The following is a 19462-nucleotide window of genomic DNA, read 5'->3' on the forward strand; positions in this document are numbered from 1 at the left end:
CCGGCCGCCGTCGTCTGAGCCGGGAGGCGACACCTCACAGGGCCGGGCCCCGGCGGCGGTGCCGCGCACGGGCCGGCTGCTTCAACTCGCCGCGCTGCCCGTACAAAAGGGAGTGTACGATCGTACGCCTTGCGCGTAGGGTCGTGCCTCATGAGTCTTGCTACGCAGGCCCGGCCGGACGTGCCCGTACGCCGGGCGCGCGTCGCCGTGGCCGTGCTGTTCTTCACCAACGGGGCGCTGTTCGCGAACCTCCTGCCGCGCTATCCGGAGATCAAGGAGCAGCTCGGGATCGGCAACGCCGCCTACGGCCTGGCAGTTGCCGCGTTTCCTACGGGCGCCATCGTGGCCGGTCTGGCGGCCGGGGTGGTCATCCGGCGGTTCGGCTCGGCGCGGGCCGCCGTCGCCGGAACGCTGCTGACCGGCGTGGGAATACTGGTGGCGGGCATGGCCGGCTCCGTGGCGGTGTTCGCCGCCGCGCTGTTCGTGGCCGGGGCGATGGACGCGATCACCGACGTCGCGCAGAACGCGCACGGTCTTCGCGTACAGCGCCGCTACGGGCGGTCCGTCATCAACTCCTTCCACGCCGTCTGGTCCATCGGCGCGGTCACCGGCGGGGCGATGGCCGCCGGCGCGCTCTCCCTCGACCTGCCGCGGGGCATCCATCTGGGCATCTCGGCGCTGGTGTTCGTGGCCGCCGCCTTCGTCGCCCTCCGCTTCTGCCTGCCGGGACCCGACACCGAGCCGGAGGACGAGCCGGACGGCGAACCGGGCGTCGACGGGCACGACGCGGCGCGGCCGGCCGGTCCGGTGAGGAGCCCGCGGATCCTGTACGTGATGGCCGCGCTCGTCCTCATCGCCGTGGCCGGCACGCTCGTGGAGGATGCGGGCAACTCGTGGGCCGCGGTCTATCTCTCCGACTCGCTGCGGGCGACGGCCGCGCTGGCCGCGTCGGGCTATATCGCCCTCGTGGGAGCCCAGTTCGTCGGGCGCCTCCTCGGCGACCGGCTCACCGACAGGTTCGGCCAGCGCGCCGTCGCCCGGACCGGTGGTCTCATCGCGGCACTCGGCATGGGCCTGGCGCTTGCGGTGCCCACGGTGCCGGGTACGGTGCTCGGTTTCGCCGCCGCCGGGTTCGGCGTGGCCACGCTGGTGCCCGCCGCGATGCACGAGGCCGATCAACTGCCCGGGCTCAAGCCCGGAACCGGACTGACGCTCGTCTCCTGGCTCATGCGCCTGGGCTTCCTCGCCTCCCCGCCGCTGGTGGGCCTGGTCGCCGACGCGACCAGCCTGCGCATGGGCCTGCTGGTGGTGCCGCTGGCCGGGGTGCTCGTCGTACTGCTGGCGGGCGTGCTGCGGACGCGGAAGACGTGAACGGGCGGGATGCGTACGGTCGTTGGCAGTACTCATCCCCCCGAGCCCCCGACGAGCCCCCGACGACACGCCCTCACCAGCCCGCCCCTCGACACGCACCACCTGCCGCACCCTGATCGAAGAAGTCCCACCCGAGCGGTCGACGACTTGCCGGCCGCTCGCCCGGCGGAAGGAACCTTCTCGTGACTGTGCCGACCGCGCCGCTCCCCCGCGACCGCGTGGGCGTCCTGCTGCCCCGCGACCTGCCGGCCGGGCAGGTGCTGCCCTTCGCCCGCCGCGCCGAAGAACTCGGCTTCGGCGAACTCTGGGTGGTCGAGGACCTCGGCTTCCGCGGCGGGATCGCCCAGGCCGGCGCCGTACTCGCCGCCACCGACCGCATCGTCGTCGGCATCGGCATCATGCCGGCCGGCGCGCGCAACGCGGCTTTCGCGGCAATGGAGTTGGCCACCCTGGCCCAGCTCTTCCCCGGACGGCTCATCGCGGGCATCGGGCACGGCATGCCCGCGTGGATGCGCCAGGTGGGGGCGTGGCCGGCCAGCCCGCTCACGCTCCTGAGGGAGTACGCCACCGCCGTACGCACGCTGCTGCGCGGCGAACCGGGCCCGCCGGACGGCCGGTACGTCAGCACCGGGGGCGTCGTCATCGGCGAGGTCCCGGACAGCGTTCCCCCGGTCGTCCTCGGCGTACGCGGTCCCAAGTCCCAGGCGGTCGCGGGAGAAGCGGCGGACGGCGTACTCCTGGCCGAGCCCGCACCGCCCCCGTACATCGCCGAATCCCTGCGTCACATGGGAGTTCGCGCGGCGGATGCGAACGGCCCCGAGGTCGTCACGTACGAGATCGCCGTGGTCGACGACGACGCCGACGCCGCCGTGGACCAGGCCCGCGCGGGACTGACGTCGGTCGGCGAACCCGACTGGGCCCCGCACATCGCCCAGTTGCCCTTCGCCGGCGAACTGGCCCGCCACCGGGAACAGTGCGGCGGCCCCGAGGAGTTCGCCGCCACCCTGCCCGCGTCCTGGGTGGCCGAACTGGCCCTGGCCGGCACGCCCGGACAGGTCCGCGCCCAGCTCACGGCCCGGCACCGGGCGGGCGCCACCGGCGTCGTCCTCACCCCGGTCGAGGCCGACAAGATGGCGGCGCTCACGCGGCTCGCGCGCGTCCTCGCGCCCGTGGCGTAGGGCGGCACGCGGCACGCGGCGCGCCGCGCTCAGCGAAGCGAAGTGACGCGACGCGACGCGACGCGACGCGACGGAGCCCCGGGGGCCGTGATCCCCGGGGCTCCGTCGCGGGATCGTGCTCAGCTTGCCGGCGCGCTTCCCCCGACGGCGGAGATCGCCCCCTGGAGCAGTCCCTGCGGGATGCCCAGGGGCTTGGTGATCAGGTCGCCCGGTTTGGGTTCGTCGGCTGCGGCGAGGCCGGCCCCGCCGAGGACGGTGACGGCGGCGAGCACGGCCGCGGCGATGACTGTACGGATACGCATGGGGTCTCCCATCGGTGACGGTTCCCCGTCACCGTGACCTGCCGCTGCCCGTCCTGCTACGCCGATCCGGCGGCCCGTACGGCCCGCACGTCGGCCGTCGGCCCGGAATCCCCGGTGGCGCCCTATGCGCGCTTTCGCATGCCGTGTAGACAGGCTGCGTTTGACATGTGCATTCATCAAGGGACCGTCGAGGGAGACGCGTTGAACGAGCACCGTGGTTACGACTACGTCGTCGTCGGGGCCGGGTCGGCCGGATGTGTACTGGCGGGGAGGCTCAGCGAGGACCCGTCCGTACGTGTCGCGCTTGTCGAGTCGGGTCCGCGCGACCGCAAGACGGAGATCCGGATGCCGGCCGCATTCCCCAAGCTGTTCAAGACGCCCTACGACTGGGACTACGCGACGGAGAAGCAAACCGCCCTGGACGACCGGGAGTTGTACTGGCCGCGCGGCCACACGCTCGGCGGCTCCTCCTCGATCAACGCCATGATGTGGGTGCGCGGGCACCGCGCCGACTACGACGCCTGGGGCGAGGCCGCAGGAGCCGGGTGGGGATACGACGCACTGGCACCGTACTTCCGGCGCGCCGAGAACTGGACGGGCGCCGTGGGAGAGAAGACCGTGCACGGGTCGGGCGGCCCGCTGCACATCTCACCGCCGCGGCATCCGAACCCGACCACGTCCGCCTTCCTCGACGCCTGCCGCGCCCAGGGACTGCGGGAGTTGCCGCAGCTGAACGAACCCGACCACTCCGGCTTCGCCATCACCCCGCTCAACCAGCGCCGCGGCCGGCGGTGGAGCGCCGCCGACGGCTATCTCAGGCCCGCCGCGCGCCGGAGCAACCTGGAGATCCTGACCGACACCCGCGTCACCGGCATCGAGTTCGACGGCAGCCGCGCCACCGGAGTCGTCACCACGGGCGGCACGCTGCGCGCCGCCCGCGAGGTCGTCCTCAGCGCCGGCGCCATCGGCTCCCCGCAGCTGCTCCAGCAGTCCGGCGTCGGCGACCCCGAGACCCTCGTCGCGGCCGGGATCGACACCCGGATCGACTCCCCGGATGTGGGCCGCCACCTCCAGGACCACCTCTCCTACCCGGTGACCGTGCGCTGCCCGCGCCCCGTCTCGCTCACCGGCGCGGACTCCGCCGCCAACATCGCGCGGTTCCTGCTCGGCGGCCGCGGACCGCTCACCTCGAACGTCGGCGAAGCCGTCGCGTTCATCAAGACACGGCCCGAACTCGCGGCTCCCGACATCGAGTTGATTTTCGCGCCCGTGCCGTTCGTGAACCACGGGCTGACCCCGCCCACCGAGCACGGCATCACCATCGGCGTCATCCTGCTGCAGCCGCGCAGCGAGGGACACATCACTCCGGGGGCCCGTGGCCTCGACCGCCCCCGTATCGACCCGGGTTATCTGTCCGACGACGAGGACCTGCGCACCCTGGTCGCGGGCGTCCGCGCGGCCGAGAAGCTGATGGACGAGCCGGCTCTCGCCCCGTACCGCTCCGAACCGATGGCGGCCTATCCGGGCGTGACCGACGACGCGTCGCTGACCCGCTCGGTCCGCGCGTCGGCGGAGACGCTCTACCACCCTGTCGGCACGTGCCGAATGGGCAACGACGGGCGCTCCGTGACGGACCCGCGTCTTCGTGTGCGCGGCGCCGAGGGGCTGCGCGTGGTCGACGCGTCCGTCATGCCGCGCATCACCCGCGGCCACACACACGCCCCCACGGTCGCGATAGCGGAGAGGGCGGCGGATCTGATCCGCGAGGACGCCGCGGGCTGAGCGGCGCGGCGGGCCCCGGCGCGGACCGCCGCCCCGCGCAGCGCGCTCGGCAGCCTCCCGCAACTGGCGCCGCAGGTACGGCGGTTGAGGGGGCTCCCTCAGCCGCCGACGATCGCCCGCAGCGTCACGTACAGCAGGGACGGGCCGAGCAGGCAGCCGACTCCCGTGTAGAAGGTGGCGGTCATCGCGCCGTACGGCACCAGCCGTTTGTCGGTGGCCGCCAGCCCGCCGGCCACGCCCGAGGTCGTGCCCATCAGACCGCCGAACGCCATGGCGGACTTCGGGTTGTTCAGGCCGATCAGCGGGGCGACCAGCGGTGTCCCGACCATCACCACAACGGACTTGACCAGTCCGGCGGCCACGGACAGGGCGATCACCTCGGAGCTCGCGCCGACCGCGGTGCCGGTCACAGGACCGACGATGTACGTGGCCGCGCCGGCGCCGATGGTCGCCATCGAGGCGGCGTCGGTGTAGCCGAAGGCCGCGGCGATGACGGCGCCGGCCACGAACGAGACCAGTACGCCCAGCACGATCGAGAGCACGCCGGTGATTCCGGCCCGCTTGATCTCCTGAAGGTCGACGCCGTAGGCGGTGGCGACGATCGCGAAGTCGCGCAGCATCGCACCGCCCATCACGCTCAGCCCGGAGAAAGCGGCGAAGTCGGCCAGTCCGGCCTCGCCGCCGGTCACCGAACCGCCCCAGTAGGCCAGCACCAGGCCGAGGAGGATGGCGATGGCGGAGCCCTGCAGCCGGCCGTGGGTCAGCGTCTTGGAGAGCCATCCGGAGAACAGCATCAGCGCGCCGACCACCGCGAATGCCGTGAGCAGGCCGTTGTCCTTGAATACCGAGATGAACAGGTCCATGTCAGGCCTCCACCATCTCGTCGGTCTCGTCGGCGCTCATCGGCGGCAGCGGCTGCGCCGGTTCGCCGATGCGGGCCAGTACGGGCACCAGGGCGCCTCCCGCGGCGAGCGCCGTGAGGCCCGCCAGGATCGCCATCGGGCCGCCGGTCACTGCCTGGACCACGTTCTGGGTGGAGGCCATGGCGATGACGATGGGTATGTACATCGCGCTCCAGAAGACCACGCCCTGCGCGGTGGCCTGGGGGAACCTGCCCTTCCGGCGGAGGTGGCCGGTGACCAGTACCAGCATGATCATGGCGAACCCGACTCCGCCGACATTGGCGTCGACGCCCACGGCGTCGCCGAGGAGTTCGCCGACGAGCGTGCCGGTGAGCATGCAGACGGCGAGTGCCGCCACTCCATAGATGACCATCGTCTACTCCACGTTGAGAGACTGAGAAACCGGAAAAGGACAGGGCTGGGCCGGCCGGCCTCCTTCGTACGCGGCCGGCCCGTGGTGGGCTTGTTCTGCTGTGGGAAGGGGGTTCGGTGGTGCTGTGGCTCAGGCCTCCACGCCGGCGAACAGGTCGTTGTAGCGCCCGCGCAGTTCGGCCTTCTGCACCTTGCCCATGACGTTGCGCGGCAGCTCGTCGACGACGCGTACGGCACGCGGGTGCTTGAAGCGGGCGAGGTCGCCGGCGATGGAGTCCAACAGCTCCCGCTCCTGGGGCTGTTGACCCGGAGCCGGGACGACGACGGCCACGACCGTCTCGCCGAAGTCCGGGTGGGGGACGCCGATGACGGCGGATTCCAGTACGGCGGGGTGGGCGTCGAGCAGTTCCTCGATCTCCTTGGGGTAGACGTTGAAGCCCCCGGAGATCACCAAGTCCTTGCCGCGGCCGACGATTTGCAGATAGCCGTCCTCGTCGATGCGGCCGAGGTCGCCGGTGATGAAGAAGCCGTCCTCGCGGAACTCGGACGCGGTCTTCTCGGGCATCTGCCAGTAGCCGGCGAAGACGTTGGGGCCGCGGACCTCGACGCTTCCGGTCTCGCCGTCGGGCAGTTCCCTGCCGCTCTCGCCGTCCACCACGCGCAGTTCGGTACCGGGGAGCGGCTTTCCGACGGTGCCGGGCCTGCGCGGTCCGCCCTCGTACGGGTTGGTGGTGTTCATACCGGTCTCCGTCATCCCGTAGCGCTCCAGGATGGCGTGACCCGTACGCGCCTCGAAAGCCTCGTGGTCGTCGGCGAGCAGCGGGGCCGAGCCGGAGACGAACAGCCGCATCGCGGCGCAGGTTTCGGCGGTGAGCCGCTCGCTCTTCAGCAGCCGCGTGTAGAAGGTGGGCACGCCCATGAGCACGGTGGCGCGCGGCAGCAGGTCGAGGATCGCCCCGGTGTCGAACTTCGGCAGGTAGTACAGCGAGGCGCCCGTCGTCAGGGCCATGTTGGCGGCGACGAAGAGCCCGTGGATGTGGAAGACGGGCAGGGCGTGGATGAGCCGGTCCTCGGCGGTGAACTGCCAGGCCTCGCACAGCGCGCGGCAGTTGGAGGCGAGATTGTCGTGGGTGAGGACCGCGCCCTTGGAGCGTCCGGTGGTTCCGGAGGTGTAGAGGATCGCCGCCGGGTCCCCGGCCGAGGCGTCGAAGGTCTCCTCGTACCGGTCCTCGCTCTCCAGGAGGCTGCCGTCGCCCGCGGTGCCGAGGGTTTCGACGACGAGCGTCCCCTCCGCTTCGCGGTGCACGTGGTCCGCCCGGCGCTCCGGGGAGCAGACGAGTACGCGCGGCCGGGCGTCGCCGAGGAAATACTCCATCTCCGCACCGGTGTAGGCGGTGTTGAGCGGCAGGAACACCCCGCCGATCTGCAGTGTCGCCAGGTACAGCGCGATGGCCTCGGGGGACTTCTCCACCTGCATGGCGACCCGGTCTCCGGGGGTGACGCCGTCGGCGAGGAGGCGGGCGGCGATCCGCTGCACGGTCCGGGCGGTCTCACGGTAGGTGATGTCGCGCCCGCCGGGCAGCTCGAAGAGCGCCTTGTCCGGGTGCCGTTCGACCTGCTCGGCGAAGGACCGGTGGATGGTCGGGAAGGGTGCCATCGGGGGTGTTCCTCTCTCTCCTCTATGCGTCCTGGTCGTGCGACCCGGTGGGCGTCTCCCGGGCGGGCGGTGTCGCGCGGCCCTCGGTGTCGGGGAAGGCCTCGCGCAGCGGTCCGCCGAGTGCGACGGTGCGGCGGCGTACGAAGTCCTCGTGCCGGCGCTCCAGTTGCGACGGCTCGTAGCAGTAGTTGATCATCGCGCCGAAGGACTGGCGCCAGGCTTCGGGTGAGCTGTTCGCCGGCCAGTTCAGCTGCCAGGCGGCGGCCCCGTTGCCCAGGTGGAAGCGGGCGACGGGGTCGAGCGGGCGGCCGTCGTCGCGCCGTTCGAGTGCGATGTACCGGGCCAGGGCGGGAAGGAGGCGGGGACGGATCCGCTCCACGTCCGCCGCTTCGAGAGTCCCCTCCCCTTCCGCGGCCTCCAACTCCCGTTCCAGGCCCCGCAGTTCCGGCTCCTGTTCGGCCCGGTCCGTGAGCCAGCGCCGGAAGCCGGGGATGGGCGAGAGCGTGGCGAACTGCGTCAGGTGCGGCAGCTGCTCCCCCACGTGCTCGATCACCTGCTTGATGAGGAAGCTGCCGAAGGAGACTCCGGCCAGCCCGTCCAGGGCGTTGTTGATCGAGTAGAGCGCCGCGGTGTCCGCGTCCGCGGGACTGAGCGCCGGGCCGGGCTCCAGCAGCGGGCCGATGCTGTCCGGCATGCCGCGTACGAGGGCGACTTCCACGAAGATCAGCGGTACGTCGCCGGTGGCCGGGTGGAAGAAGGCGTAGACCCGGCGGTCCTCGGGCTGCAGCCGGCGGCGCAGTTCGGCTCTGCCGGCCATCGGGTGGACCTTCTCGCCCTCCAGCAGGTGGTCGTGCAGTTCCCGCGGCGAGTCCCAGGTGACCTCCGCCATGCGGAGGAAGCCGCGGTTGAACCAGGAGGTGAGTACGTGGTGGAAGTCGTGGTCCAGGGGCCGCAGTTCAGGGTGGCGGGGCAGCATCCTGCGCAGGTCCGCACGCATGCCGACCAGGCCGGGCGTGGCGTGGGGCGCGTGGTTCATCCGGCGGAGCAGCTGCTGGCGGGCGGGCTCGACCACGTCGAAGAGCCGCACGAGTTCCTCTCCGCCCTGCGATCCGGCGCCCCTGGCCGCCTCCCACTGGCGGAAGGCGGCGCGGACCTGCTCCGCGTCGGCGTCGTAGGTCCGGGTGACGTGGGTGAAGAAGTCACGCTTGCCGGTGTCGTCGAGCGCGCCGTAGGCGGCCAGGGCCCGTGCGGCGACCGCGCGCAGCGAGGCCTCCCCCACGTCGCTCATCAGGACGTCGCAGGCTGCGAGGAGCTGTTCCAGCGGGGGCCGTTGGGACTCTGCGTCCGCCGGCCCCTCGCCCTGCCGCTGCCCCAGCGCCCGGTGCAGATCGGTCAGCAGCCAGCCGTCGTGATGTTCCACTGCCGGGCCTCCCCACGCCACGCCTTGATATGCAACAAGGCCCTTGATGTATATAACAGTGGCACCGTAGGTCACTGCCGTGCGGCGCGCTACCCCCTGGGGCGCTCGGAGTGACCGGCTAACCTGGGCATCCGGAGGTGCACATGGCTCGAGTCCCGGAATCGCGGCGCGTGCGGGACGCGCTGGAGAACGCCGTCGTCGACGGCCAGTACCGGCCCGGCGAGCGCCTGGACCCCGCACAGCTGGAGCGGGAGTTCGGCTGCTCCCGCACGCCGGTACGGGAAGCGCTCCAGGCCCTGGAACGCTCCGGCCTGGTGCAGATCCGCGCCAAACAGGGCACCTACGTCACCGAGTTGAGCGTCTCCGAACTGGCCGAGCGCTTCGAGGTCATGGCCGAACTGGAGGGGATGGCGGCGCGGCTCTCCGCCCGCCGCATCGAGCGGGCGTCGCTGGACGCGCTCGAAAGCGCGCTGCGGGAGTGCGAGAAGCACGCGCTGGCCGGCGACGCCGACCCCTACTACTACGCCAACGCCCGCTTCCACGACACGGTCTACGACTCCTGCGGCAACGCATACCTGCGCCACCAGGCCCACGCCCTCAAGCGCGCCCTCCAGCCGTACCGGCGGCTGCAGCTGCGCGTGCCGGACCGCATGCGGCGCTCCCTGACCGAGCACCGCGCGATCGCCGACGCCATCGCCGCCGGTGACGCCGAGACCGCGGAGAACGCCGCCCGCGACCATGTCCTCGTCCAGGTCAAGGAGTTCAGCCAGCTGGTACGGATCTGGCGCGAACTGAAGGGCCCGACACCGCAGCCCGCCGGCTGAGCACACCGCGGCCCCTCGACCCCGCACGCCGGGGGCCTCGTCGCCGGCGCCGTACGTCGCGCGCGTAGGGACTCACCCACCACCCCGCCACCCCACCGCCCCGCCACCGCGAACGGTCTTGACGCTGTGTGCTGTGGCGCGCCAGAGTGGTTATTCAACAGGTGATGAATACTGGCGAGAGGCGGAACGATGACCGAGCGCACGACCTGCGCCATCGTCGGCGGCGGCCCTGCGGGCATGATGCTCGGGCTGCTGCTGGCCCGCGCGGGTGTCGAGGTGACCGTGCTGGAGAAGCACGCGGACTTCCTCCGCGACTTCCGGGGCGACACCGTGCACCCCTCCACGCTCCAACTGCTCGACGAACTCGGGCTCGGCGACCGGTTCGCGCAGCTGCCGCAGAGCAGGCTGAGCGAGCTGGCCTTCACCACCGAGGCCGGTGACAAGCTCGTCCTCGGCGATCTGGGGCGGCTCAAGGTGGCCCACCCGTACATCGCGATGGTTCCGCAGTGGGACCTGCTGGACCTGCTCGCCGCCGCAGGCAAGGAGGAGGAGACCTTCAGCCTGCGGATGAGCACCGAGGTCACCGAGCTGCTCGTGGAAGGGGGCGCGGCCCGCGGAGTGCGCTACCGCACCACGGCAGGGGACAGCGGCGAGCTGCGCGCGGATCTCACCGTCGCCTGCGACGGCCGCTGGTCGCTCGCCCGCAGGTCGGCCGGGCTCCGCCCCGAGGAGTACCCATCCCCCATCGACGTGTGGTGGTTCCGCCTCCCCCGCCACGACGGCGACAACGAGGGCGCGCTGGGGCCGACGCTGCGCAGCGGCGAGGTGGCGGTCTCCATTCCGCGCGAGGGCTACTTCCAGATCGGATACATGATCGCGAAGGGGCAGGAGGCCGCGCTGCGCGCCGAGGGCATCGAACGCTTCCGTGCGCGGATCGCCGCCTGCATGCCCCAATTCGCCGACCGCGTGCACACGTTGGAGTCGATGGACGACGTCAAGCATCTCGACGTACGCCTCAACCGGCTCCCGCGCTGGCACCAGCCGGGGCTGCTGTGCATCGGCGACGCGGCGCACGCGATGTCGCCGGTCGGCGGCGTGGGCATCAACCTCGCCGTCCAGGACGCCGTCGCGGCGGCGCACGTACTGGCCCGGCCCCTGCGCCAAGGCCGGGTCACCGGCCGCACGTTGGACCGGGTCCGCGCCCGCCGCCTGCTGCCGACCGCCGCGGTGCAGGCCCTTCAGCGGATGCTGCACCGGGCCGTCATCGCGCCCACCATCGAGGGCCGGCGCAGCGGCCCGCCCAAGCCACTGGCCAGGATGCTCCGGTACGTGCCGCAGCTGTCCGCCGTGCCCGCCCATCTGATCGGTGTCGGCTTCCGCCCCGAACACGCCCCCGCGTACGCGCGCCGTACGCCCGGTCAGAGTCGGAGCGAACAACGGCCGTGATCCGACCGCGTGTTGGGCCGCTACCCGTGTAACGCCGCCGCGTCCACAGCCGGGAACGGATCCCGCCCGGCCTCTGGCGCGGCGCGCCCCCGTACGGTCACGATGCTGCGTCCGCTCTCGCAGCGCACCGTGCCCGCGTCTCCCGCGCCGCACCGGGGCGCGCCCCGGCCGGGAGGCACCCCATGGGTTCACACGCAGCGGCACCGCGGCGGCGCAGGCGCTGGGTGGCCGCCGTACTCGGCGCGCTCCTGCCCGCCGCCCTGCTGTACGCGTCGGACGCGCCGGGCGCCGAAGGGGCGGACGCGCGGGCCGCCGCGCCACGGGACCGGTCGCCGGACGCGTGCCGGGTCGCCGGTACGCAGCTGCCGCGCGGCGACTGCGTACGGTTCCGGCAGGTCCTGGCCGAGGACTTCAACGGGGACCGCGTGCCGTTGGGTGCCTTCAGCGACTGCGACAACGCCGCGGAGACCCGGGCCGCGTACTGCGCCGGGCTGCGCGGTGCGTACCGCGCCAACTGGTGGGCGTACCCCACGGGTTGGCGCGACACCGCCAACGACCGCGGGCGTGAGGTCGTCGGCGTCTACCACCCCGAGGACACGGTGAGCGTCGGTCCCGCGTCCGACGGCGACGGCCGGATGCGGATCCGTATGTGGCGGCCGCGCGACGGAGGGCCCGTACACGCCGCGGCGGTTGTCCCGCGTGCCGTGATGCAGACGAAGTACGGCAAGTACAGCGCCCGCATCAAGGTCACCGACGTGAGCCCGGGGTACAAGTCGGCCTGGCTGCACTACGGCGGGGGCTGCGAGATGAACCATCCCGAGGGCGAGTGGACGGGAGGCATCAGCGCGTTCCACCACCCCTGCGGCGGCGGAGAACAGGGCACGTTCCCCGCCAGGGTCGACTGGACCGAGTGGCACACGGTCTCCACCGAGTGGACCCCCGGCCATGTGCGGTTCCTCGTCGACGGCCGGCAGATCGGCCACGACACGCGCAACGTCCCCGACCGGCCCCTCTCCTGGGTGCTGCAGAACGAGAGCGCCCTGGAGGGCCCGGGTGCCGCACCGGGCAGCAGCGCCCAGCTCGACATCACCTGGGTGGCGGCCTTCACCTACGGCCGGGGTTGAGGGGCCGGACGGCTGCGGTGTCACTGAAGTACCTTGCCGCGCGGCCGGGTTGAGAGCACGCGCCGGAGCGGGAACGCGACGCACAGGGCGAGAAGGACGAGGAAGGCACTGGACCACAGGGGGCCGAGGTTCCCGGCCGCCGTGCCGAGGGTGGTCGCGGCCAGGAGGGGGCCGAGCGCGGCGCCGACGTTGAGGGCCGCGGTCGCGTAGGCGCCCGCCATGGTGGGCGCTCCGGCCGCCTCGTACAGCACTCGCGTGATGAGCGTGCTGCCCAGCGCGAACGACAACGCGCCCTGGACGAACACGAGAAGGAGCAGCATGGCCGGTTCGTCTGCCAGCACGGCCAGGGCCGGCCAGCCGAGGAGCAGCAGCGGTCCGCCGACGGCGATGACCGGGCCGGGGCGCCGGTCGGACAGCCGCCCTGCGACGGTGACGCCGAGGAACGAACCGGCGCCGAAGAGCACCAGGGCGACGGAGACCCACAGTTCGCCCAGTCCGGCGGTGCCGGTGACGACGGGGGGCGAGGAAGGTGAAACTGCCGAACGTCGCCGCGTTCATCAACGCGCCGAGCAGCATGACCAGCAGCAGCCGCGGCCGCTTCAGCTGCGCCAGCTCCGCGCGCAGAGCGGGCTCGCCGACGGCGTCATCTCCCGTACGGCGCGCGGGGATTCCGCGGAGGATGCCGAGGGCCGCGGGCAGGCACAGGACGGCGACGGCCCAGAAGGTGGCCCGCCAGCCGAGGAAGGCGCCGAGCAGCGAACCGCCCGGTACGCCGGCGATGGTGGCCACCGTCGTACCGGCCAGCAGGACCGCCAGTGCGCGTCCCTTCTTCTCGTACGGGACCAAGGTGGCGGCAGTCGTCAGCGCCACGGCGAGGAAGCCCGCGTTCGCGAGCGCGGCGACAATCCGGGTGGCGGACAGGACCGGGAAACTCGCGGTCGCGGCGCCCACGACGTGGGCCGCGGCGAAGACGAGGACGAAGGCCAGGAGGCTCGTACGGGCGGGCCAGGCGCGGGCGAGTGCGGCCACCAGCGGGGCGCCGACGATCATTCCGACCGCGTAGGCCGAGGTGACTGTGCCCGCGGTCGCGACGCTCACGCCGAGGTCCGGGGCGATGTCCGGCAGCAGGCCGGCGAGCATGAATTCCGAGGTGCCCATGGCGAAGACGGCCAGGGCGAGCAGATACAGCGGGAGAGGCATCGAGCAGGCTCCGGGGTGATGAGAAGCGAGAGGAGACGTCTCGTCACCGCGGTCAGCACCCGTGGGCGCACGCGTCCGGCCGCCGCGGGACGCGGCGGGACATCAGAAGTGCGGACTCAGTGGTTCAGGGAGCTGACGGCGTGACCGAAAGCCCCCACCCTGGACGCCTCGGGGCTCGACATACCCCGCACGCTACCGGACCGGCCCCGGCACCGGCACACGGGTTTCTGCGCCGTGCGGCGGCACGTGTACGCCGGGTGCCGCTGCACCTGACGTACACGTGCCGGAAGCAGCCCGCAGATGCTCAGTTCTGCCCGTCGCGGGGCCACAGCTGGAGGACCCACTCTTCGACTCCGTGGAAGAAGTCGTCCTCCTCCGCACGGTCGGCGGCCTCCATGCGTCCCCGGGAGGCGGCCCGCAGGCGGTACCAACCGGGATGGCCCAACTCCAGTTCCTCACACGTCGCCGGCCGGTCCATCGGAGTCACCAGCGCGGTACCGCTGGGCATCTCGACATCGACCTCGTCGACCGTGTCCCACTCCCCCTCGGGTGCGGGCGCCGGACCCGACCACGATTCCAGGCGGACGGTCGGATGGAAGTCGTTGCCGCCGGTCCAGAAGGCGGCCCCGCCGCCCCTGGTACCGGCGTCCACGACACGGTCCTCGTCCACATCGGCCGTCGACAGCGGGGACTCGTCCCCATGCGGATCGAGCAGCAGGTACGTGTGGTGCTCGACCCGCGGCTGATCGGTTCGTGTGGCGAGAAGCCGGTGCGGCAGTGAGTCGGTCATCGTCGATGCTCCGTCAGTTCCGGACGTGTACGTAGAAGCTGTCGAAGTCCAGGATGCGCTCGTCGCGATACCAGGCTCCACGCAGCGAGCCTTCCTTACCGTTGTCGCGGCCCGTCACAGGGCGCGCCGAATAGTTGCCCGCCGCCGTGGAGGCTCCCTGGTAGGTGGAGGCGAAGGGATACTCGTCGCACTCCTTGCCCTTCTTCGAGTAACCGGGCCAGACCGCGCGGCACGTCCGCTTGGCCTTCCTGCGGTTCGCGTCCCGCAACTCTGTGTCGTGGTACGCGCGCTGAAGCGGCCGGCCGCTGCTCACCGCACCCGGGATCTTCTTCCCCTGCTTCTTCGGGTGCGTGTCCCCCGGGTGGTGCTGCGCGTCGTAGATGTGCTGCGCGGTCTCCTTGGTCTTCGGATTTCCCCGCCGGGGGCTGTAGAGGGAGTTCACTTCGTCGAACACGCAACCCTCATTCCCCCGGAGGTAGGTCGCCGAGTCACAGCGGAAGCCTCCGCCCCCGAGGTTGCTCTCGCCCATGCTCGTGCCCCGGTAGTACATGTTGATCAGCTTGATCGTGTCGAACCAGGTGAGCTTGTCCACACCCAGCCCGTCCGCCTCCGGGGAGCTGAACTTGTAGTAGGCGCTGGGGAATCCGTTCTGCCAGCTGTCGAGCGAGTCGCGGCGCCCGTTGTCCGGGCTCGGCCGGCACTTCTGGGACTGGTAGCCGTTACAGCGCAGCCGGTCCCTCCCGCTGAGCCCCGCGGTGTCGCCGGTGCGCCGCACCTTGTCCATCAGGGTCACGTACTCGATGGTCCGGGCGCCGGCGTTGCCGTATCCGATCGTCGTCATGCGGAAGCTTCCCGAACCGACCTCGTAGCACAGGCGGTTCCCGATCAGGCACTTCTCCTTGAAGAACGGCACGGTCCCGCCGTGGCAGGAGAAGTCGTGGTCCACCACCCAGCCCTTGCGGGTGTACGTCTTGTCATTCGCCATGCAGATGTTGATGTCCGGTGTCCTGGCCTTGGCCCCCGGAGTCTTCGCCTGCTTGGTGGAGAGTTTCCCCGCACGGCGCAGCGATTGGAGCTTCTCCGAGGCCGCGAGCCGCTGCTCTGCCTCCTGAGCGGTCTCCTGCGGAAGCGGCTTGTGGGCCCTGCGTTCGGAGAAGCTGCGGGGATCACTGCCTTCCCCCTGGGATTCTCCGCTGTGCTCCACCTTGAAGCGCACCCGAGTCGTGGTGCTGTCGGAGTCCTTGACCGTGCGCCCCGTCCAGCCGGATTCCGCTGCGGTACGCCCCGTGCTGCCGGAGCCGTCGACCGCCACAGCGGATTCGGGCGCGAGCAGCAGACATGTCAATCCGAGTGCGGCGACGACAGTTCGCCATGAACGTCTCATGCGCGGCTTCCCCCTTGGTCAGACGTGACAGGGGTACGCGTGGACGCTCCCCCGTGAACGCCATGTGCATGCCAATGAGCACTTTACGCCCGGCCGGAATTCACCCTGCAGTATCCGGCCACACCGTACGGCTCGAAGCTCCCCGATTACTGCCCCGCTCTGCGCCCTGCGGGGCACCACGACGCGCCTGTGACGTGCGACCAGAGTGCTTGCTGTTGCTCATGCGGGGCGTGGGACGGCACATGACGTGAAATGAGCGGCGACTCGCACGCCCGGGGAAACCGTCATGGCCAAGTCCCCGTCCCCCGTGCGGCGTTCACGTGCTGTCGCGGGCGGGGCCGTTGTCCGGGGGCATGTTGTACGGGGTGACCACTTGGATGGGTGAGGGGAGGGTGGGGCCCTCTTCGGGGAGGGCTTTGTGGGCGCGCATGATCAGTTGGCAGGCGCGGCGCATGTCGTGGCGCAGGTCGTGGTGGAGGACCGCGGAGAGCCGGCGTTCGCGCAGCAGGCGGGTGTTGTCGTGGTCGAGGTCGTGGGCGATGAACGCGTCGCAGGGGCGGCCGATTTCGTCGAAGGCGGCGAGGGTGGCCGCGTTGCCGCCGCCCATGGAGTACACGGCGCGGATGCCGGGGTCCTTCTCCAACGCCTCGGCGACCAGCCGGTGTTGGGTGGCGTCCAGTCCGTCGGCGTCGGCGACCTCCACCAGCGTGCGGTGCGGGTGGGCGGCGCGCATGGCGCTGCGGAAGCCCATCTCGCGCTCTTCCTCGCCGCGGAACGCGGTACGGCTGATGGTGGTCAGGACGTTGCCGGGCCGGTCGGCGAGCCACTGCCCGACGAGGTAGGCGGCGGTGGTGCCGGCGGCGCGGTTGTCGATGCCGACGTAGGACGTACGGGCGCTGCCGGGCAGGTCCGTCATCAGGGTGATCACGGGGATGCCGGCGGCGTGCAGACGGCCGACGGCGGCGGTGACCTCGGGGGTGTCGGGGGCCTTGAGGAGGACGCCCTGCGTGCCCCGCTTCGCGATCTTGTCGAGGGTGCCGACGAGTTCACCGTCGGGGTCGGTCTCGCGGAAGTGGAAGCGGGAGCGCATCACCGCCGGGTGCAGGGCGGGGAGTTCGGCCTCCAGCGCGGTCCGGACGGCGGTCGAGAAGCGGTCGGGCGTCTGCATGACGATGTCGAGCATGAACGTGCGCCCGGTCAGGCGCAGTTGGGTCTTCTGCCGGTGCAGATCGGCGATGGCGCGTTCGATCTCGGCGACGGTCGAGGCCCGTACGCCCCCGCGCTGGTTGAGCACCCGGTCGACGGTGGCCTCGCTCAGTCCGGCCTGGCGGGCTATCTCCTTGATCGGGTACGGGTGGGCCATCGGGACTGCTCCTTGAGGTCTTGAGGTCCTTGAGGGGTTTTTGATGGGTGGCTGAGGATTGCCTGCGAGGCGGATGACTCACAACACTGGCAGAGGTTCCCGGCCAGTGAAAGGACACCGACGTCTCATGGCTTCCTCCTCCGTTCCTCCCCCGGCCTCTTCCGTCACTCCCCCGGCCTCTTCCGTCACTCCCCCGGCCTCTTCCGTCACTCCCCCGGCCTCTTCCGTTCCTCCCCCGGCCTCCTCCGCTCCCCCGGCCTGGCTGCGTGAGGCCGACTGCTCGCTGGACGACTTCCGGGCAGTGGTCGAGCAGACCACCGACCCGGACCGCTACCCGCATGCCGAGCGCATCAGCCGGAACGTTCCGCTCTACGACTGCGCCCGGCTGCGGAAGGCGACCGTCCACCACGACGAACGACGTGCCGTTCAGGGCGAGTTGGTGGACGCCATGCTCGACGGGCCGGGCATCGTGGTGCTGCAGGGGGCCTTCGATGACACCGGCGTGGTCGACCGGGCCACTGCCGCCTTCGAGGACCTGATCGGGCAGGAACGGGAGGGCGCACCGGAGAGCGGCGACCACTTCGCCGAGCCCGGCGCGAACGACCGCGTGTGGAACGCACTGGAGAAGCTGGCGGCAGCGGCTCCCGGCGTGTTCGCCGACTACTACGCGAACGACATGCTGGCCCTCGTCAGCGAGGCCTGGCTCGGCCCCGGCTACCAGGTCACCTCACAGATCAACGTGGTCAGGCCGGGCGGTGCCGCGCAGAGCCCGCACCGCGACTACCACCTGGGCTTCCTCACCGCCGACAAGGCCGCGGCCTACCCGGCCCACGTCCACCGGCTTTCGCCCGTGCTCACGCTCCAGGGCGCGGTGGCGCACGGTGACATGCCGGTGGAGTCCGGTCCGACGATGTATCTGCCGCACTCGCAGAAGTACGAGGCGGGCTATCTCGCCTGGCGCCGCCCGGAGTTCATCGACTACTTCGCCCGGCACCACGTGCAGCTGCCGCTGAAGAAGGGCGATGCGGTCTTCTTCAACCCCGCCCTGTTCCACGGCGCCGGCCACAACCGCTCCACCGGCACCCGCCGCATGGCCAATCTGCTCCAGGTCTCCTCGGCGTTCGGCCGCGCCATGGAGACCGTGGACACCGGGGCCGTGGCGGCCGCCGTCTATCCGGTGCTGCGGCAGCGCAAGTCCGCGGGTGCCGAGGAGAGTTGGCTGCGCAACGTCATCGCCGCGGCGGCCGAGGGCTACCCCTTCCCCACCAACCTCGACCGGGACCTCGACAGCTTCGCGCCCCCGACCCAGGCCGAGCTGGTGTGGCAGGCGCTGGAACAGAACCGGTCGCCCGCCGCGCTGCGCGCCCGGCTCGACGCCCAGGCCGCCCGGCGCCGCAGCTGAACGCCGGCCCCGCCCCGTACGCCCCGTACGCCCTGCACGCTCCGTAAGAACCGTACGAACCGAAAGGAACAACTCCCCGCAATGGCACTGCTGGAGACCGCACTTCTGGAAAGCAAGGTCGTCCTTGTCAACGGAGGCAGTCAGGGCGTCGGCGCCGCCGTGGCCCGCGCCGCCGCCCGGGAGGGGGCGGCCGTCACCGTCACCGGCCGCCGCCCCGAGGCGGGCGAGGCCCTGGTCGAGGAGCTGGCGGCGGACGGCCGCACGGCCGCGTTCGTACGGGCCGACCTCGCCGATCCCGAGCAGGCGCGCGGCAGCGTCGAGCAGGTGGTGGCCGCGCACGGCCGCATCGACGGTCTGGTCAACGCCGCCGGGCTCACCTCGCGCGGGTCGCTGCTGGACACCACACCGGAGCTGTTCGCGGCGCACATGGCCGTCAATCTGCAGGCCCCGTTCTTCGCCATGCAGGCCGCCGTCGCCGACATGACCGCCCGTACGGCGCCCGGCTCCATCGTCAACATCGGCTCCAACTGCGCCCACGGCGGCCCGCCCCACCTGGCTCCGTACTCCGCGGCGAAGGCCGGACTGGCGGGGCTGACCCGCAACGCGGCGCACGCGCACCGCTGGGACCGCATCCGTATCAACACCCTCAACATCGGCTGGACCGAGACCGAGGGCGAGGACGCGATCCAGCGCACGTACCACGGCGCGGACGACACCTGGCGCGAAGAGGCCGCCCGCGCACTGCCGATGGGCAAGCTCGGACAGCCCGACGAGATCGCCGCCATGGTCGTGCTGCTGCTGTCCGACCGCGCCGGCGTGGCGACGGGCTCGGTCATCGACTGGGACCAGACCGTTCCCGGCGCCTTCGACTGACCGGCCTGTGCCGTACGGGCGGGCTCCCCTTCGCTCCCGCCCCCCGTCCCCCTCCGCTCACACACCTGGAGA

16 protein-coding genes and 1 pseudogene are annotated in these 19462 nt (G+C 71.6%); 8 read left to right on the forward strand and 9 right to left on the reverse strand.

Features of this window, described 5'->3' with window-relative positions:
* Window positions 1-150 precede the first annotated feature (150 nt).
* The gene (locus AC3AGO_RS02510; protein WP_487818424.1) at window positions 151-1371 is read left to right on the forward strand and encodes an MFS transporter; all 1221 of its coding nucleotides are present in this window, start codon (window positions 151-153) and stop codon (window positions 1369-1371) included.
* A 188-nt stretch (window positions 1372-1559) separates the two neighbouring features.
* Window positions 1560-2549: an LLM class flavin-dependent oxidoreductase gene (locus AC3AGO_RS02515; RefSeq protein ID WP_487824515.1), complete on the forward strand. Its 990-nt coding sequence runs from the start codon at window positions 1560-1562 to the stop codon at window positions 2547-2549.
* A gap of 119 nt (window positions 2550-2668) precedes the next feature.
* Here the strand turns inward: AC3AGO_RS02515 and AC3AGO_RS02520 are convergent, their stop codons facing one another.
* Entirely contained in the window at window positions 2669-2851 is a 183-nt protein-coding gene (locus AC3AGO_RS02520; protein ID WP_487818425.1) for a chaplin, read from the reverse strand.
* A 201-nt stretch (window positions 2852-3052) separates the two neighbouring features.
* Here AC3AGO_RS02520 and AC3AGO_RS02525 point away from each other — a divergent pair, with 201 nt between their 5' ends.
* Complete coding sequence (locus AC3AGO_RS02525; protein WP_487818426.1) at window positions 3053-4633, forward strand: GMC family oxidoreductase; 1581 nt, start codon at window positions 3053-3055, stop codon at window positions 4631-4633.
* A gap of 98 nt (window positions 4634-4731) precedes the next feature.
* Here the strand turns inward: AC3AGO_RS02525 and madM are convergent, their stop codons facing one another.
* The 4 genes from madM to AC3AGO_RS02545 all read right to left on the reverse strand — a co-directional run bounded on the left by madM (window position 4732) and on the right by AC3AGO_RS02545 (window position 8984).
* Entirely contained in the window at window positions 4732-5496 is a 765-nt protein-coding gene (gene madM / locus AC3AGO_RS02530; RefSeq protein ID WP_487818427.1) for a malonate transporter subunit MadM, read from the reverse strand.
* A 1-nt stretch (window position 5497) separates the two neighbouring features.
* Window positions 5498-5908, reverse strand: a complete 411-nt coding sequence (madL, locus tag AC3AGO_RS02535; RefSeq protein ID WP_487818428.1) for a malonate transporter subunit MadL — start codon at window positions 5906-5908, stop codon at window positions 5498-5500.
* Between the two features lie 129 nt (window positions 5909-6037).
* A complete protein-coding gene (locus AC3AGO_RS02540) occupies window positions 6038-7564 on the reverse strand; it encodes an AMP-binding protein (RefSeq protein ID WP_487818429.1) in 1527 nt (508 codons plus the stop codon).
* 22 nt (window positions 7565-7586) lie between these two features.
* Window positions 7587-8984, reverse strand: a complete 1398-nt coding sequence (locus AC3AGO_RS02545) for a malonyl-CoA decarboxylase domain-containing protein (RefSeq protein ID WP_487818430.1) — start codon at window positions 8982-8984, stop codon at window positions 7587-7589.
* Window positions 8985-9127: 143 nt separating this feature from the next.
* Between AC3AGO_RS02545 and AC3AGO_RS02550 the strand changes: the two genes are divergently transcribed.
* The 3 genes from AC3AGO_RS02550 (at window position 9128) to AC3AGO_RS02560 (ending at window position 12378) form a co-directional block, all read left to right on the forward strand.
* A complete protein-coding gene (locus AC3AGO_RS02550; protein ID WP_487818431.1) occupies window positions 9128-9808 on the forward strand; it encodes a GntR family transcriptional regulator in 681 nt (226 codons plus the stop codon).
* 189 nt (window positions 9809-9997) lie between these two features.
* Window positions 9998-11254, forward strand: coding sequence for an FAD-dependent oxidoreductase (locus AC3AGO_RS02555; RefSeq protein WP_487818432.1), 1257 nt, complete (start codon window positions 9998-10000; stop codon window positions 11252-11254).
* 182 nt (window positions 11255-11436) lie between these two features.
* Window positions 11437-12378, forward strand: coding sequence for a glycoside hydrolase family 16 protein (locus AC3AGO_RS02560; RefSeq protein WP_487818433.1), 942 nt, complete (start codon window positions 11437-11439; stop codon window positions 12376-12378).
* Between the two features lie 20 nt (window positions 12379-12398).
* On the opposite strand, the pseudogene AC3AGO_RS02565 reads toward AC3AGO_RS02560, so the two are convergent.
* The 4 genes and pseudogenes from AC3AGO_RS02565 to AC3AGO_RS02580 form a co-directional block, all read right to left on the reverse strand.
* Window positions 12399-13578, reverse strand: a pseudogene (locus AC3AGO_RS02565) (Cmx/CmrA family chloramphenicol efflux MFS transporter).
* A gap of 304 nt (window positions 13579-13882) precedes the next feature.
* Window positions 13883-14368, reverse strand: coding sequence for a hypothetical protein (locus tag AC3AGO_RS02570; protein ID WP_487818434.1), 486 nt, complete (start codon window positions 14366-14368; stop codon window positions 13883-13885).
* A 13-nt stretch (window positions 14369-14381) separates the two neighbouring features.
* Complete coding sequence (locus AC3AGO_RS02575; protein ID WP_487818435.1) at window positions 14382-15752, reverse strand: NucA/NucB deoxyribonuclease domain-containing protein; 1371 nt, start codon at window positions 15750-15752, stop codon at window positions 14382-14384.
* Window positions 15753-16068: 316 nt separating this feature from the next.
* Window positions 16069-17115: a LacI family DNA-binding transcriptional regulator gene (locus tag AC3AGO_RS02580; RefSeq protein WP_487818436.1), complete on the reverse strand. Its 1047-nt coding sequence runs from the start codon at window positions 17113-17115 to the stop codon at window positions 16069-16071.
* 262 nt (window positions 17116-17377) lie between these two features.
* Here AC3AGO_RS02580 and AC3AGO_RS02585 point away from each other — a divergent pair, with 262 nt between their 5' ends.
* Together AC3AGO_RS02585 and AC3AGO_RS02590 are read left to right on the forward strand one after the other, a co-directional pair.
* Window positions 17378-18517: a phytanoyl-CoA dioxygenase family protein gene (locus AC3AGO_RS02585; RefSeq protein ID WP_487824516.1), complete on the forward strand. Its 1140-nt coding sequence runs from the start codon at window positions 17378-17380 to the stop codon at window positions 18515-18517.
* A gap of 81 nt (window positions 18518-18598) precedes the next feature.
* Window positions 18599-19390: an SDR family oxidoreductase gene (locus tag AC3AGO_RS02590; RefSeq protein ID WP_487818437.1), complete on the forward strand. Its 792-nt coding sequence runs from the start codon at window positions 18599-18601 to the stop codon at window positions 19388-19390.
* The last annotated feature ends 72 nt before the right edge of the window (window positions 19391-19462 follow it).

It is taken from the genome of Streptomyces sp. BL1 (genome assembly GCF_057628045.1).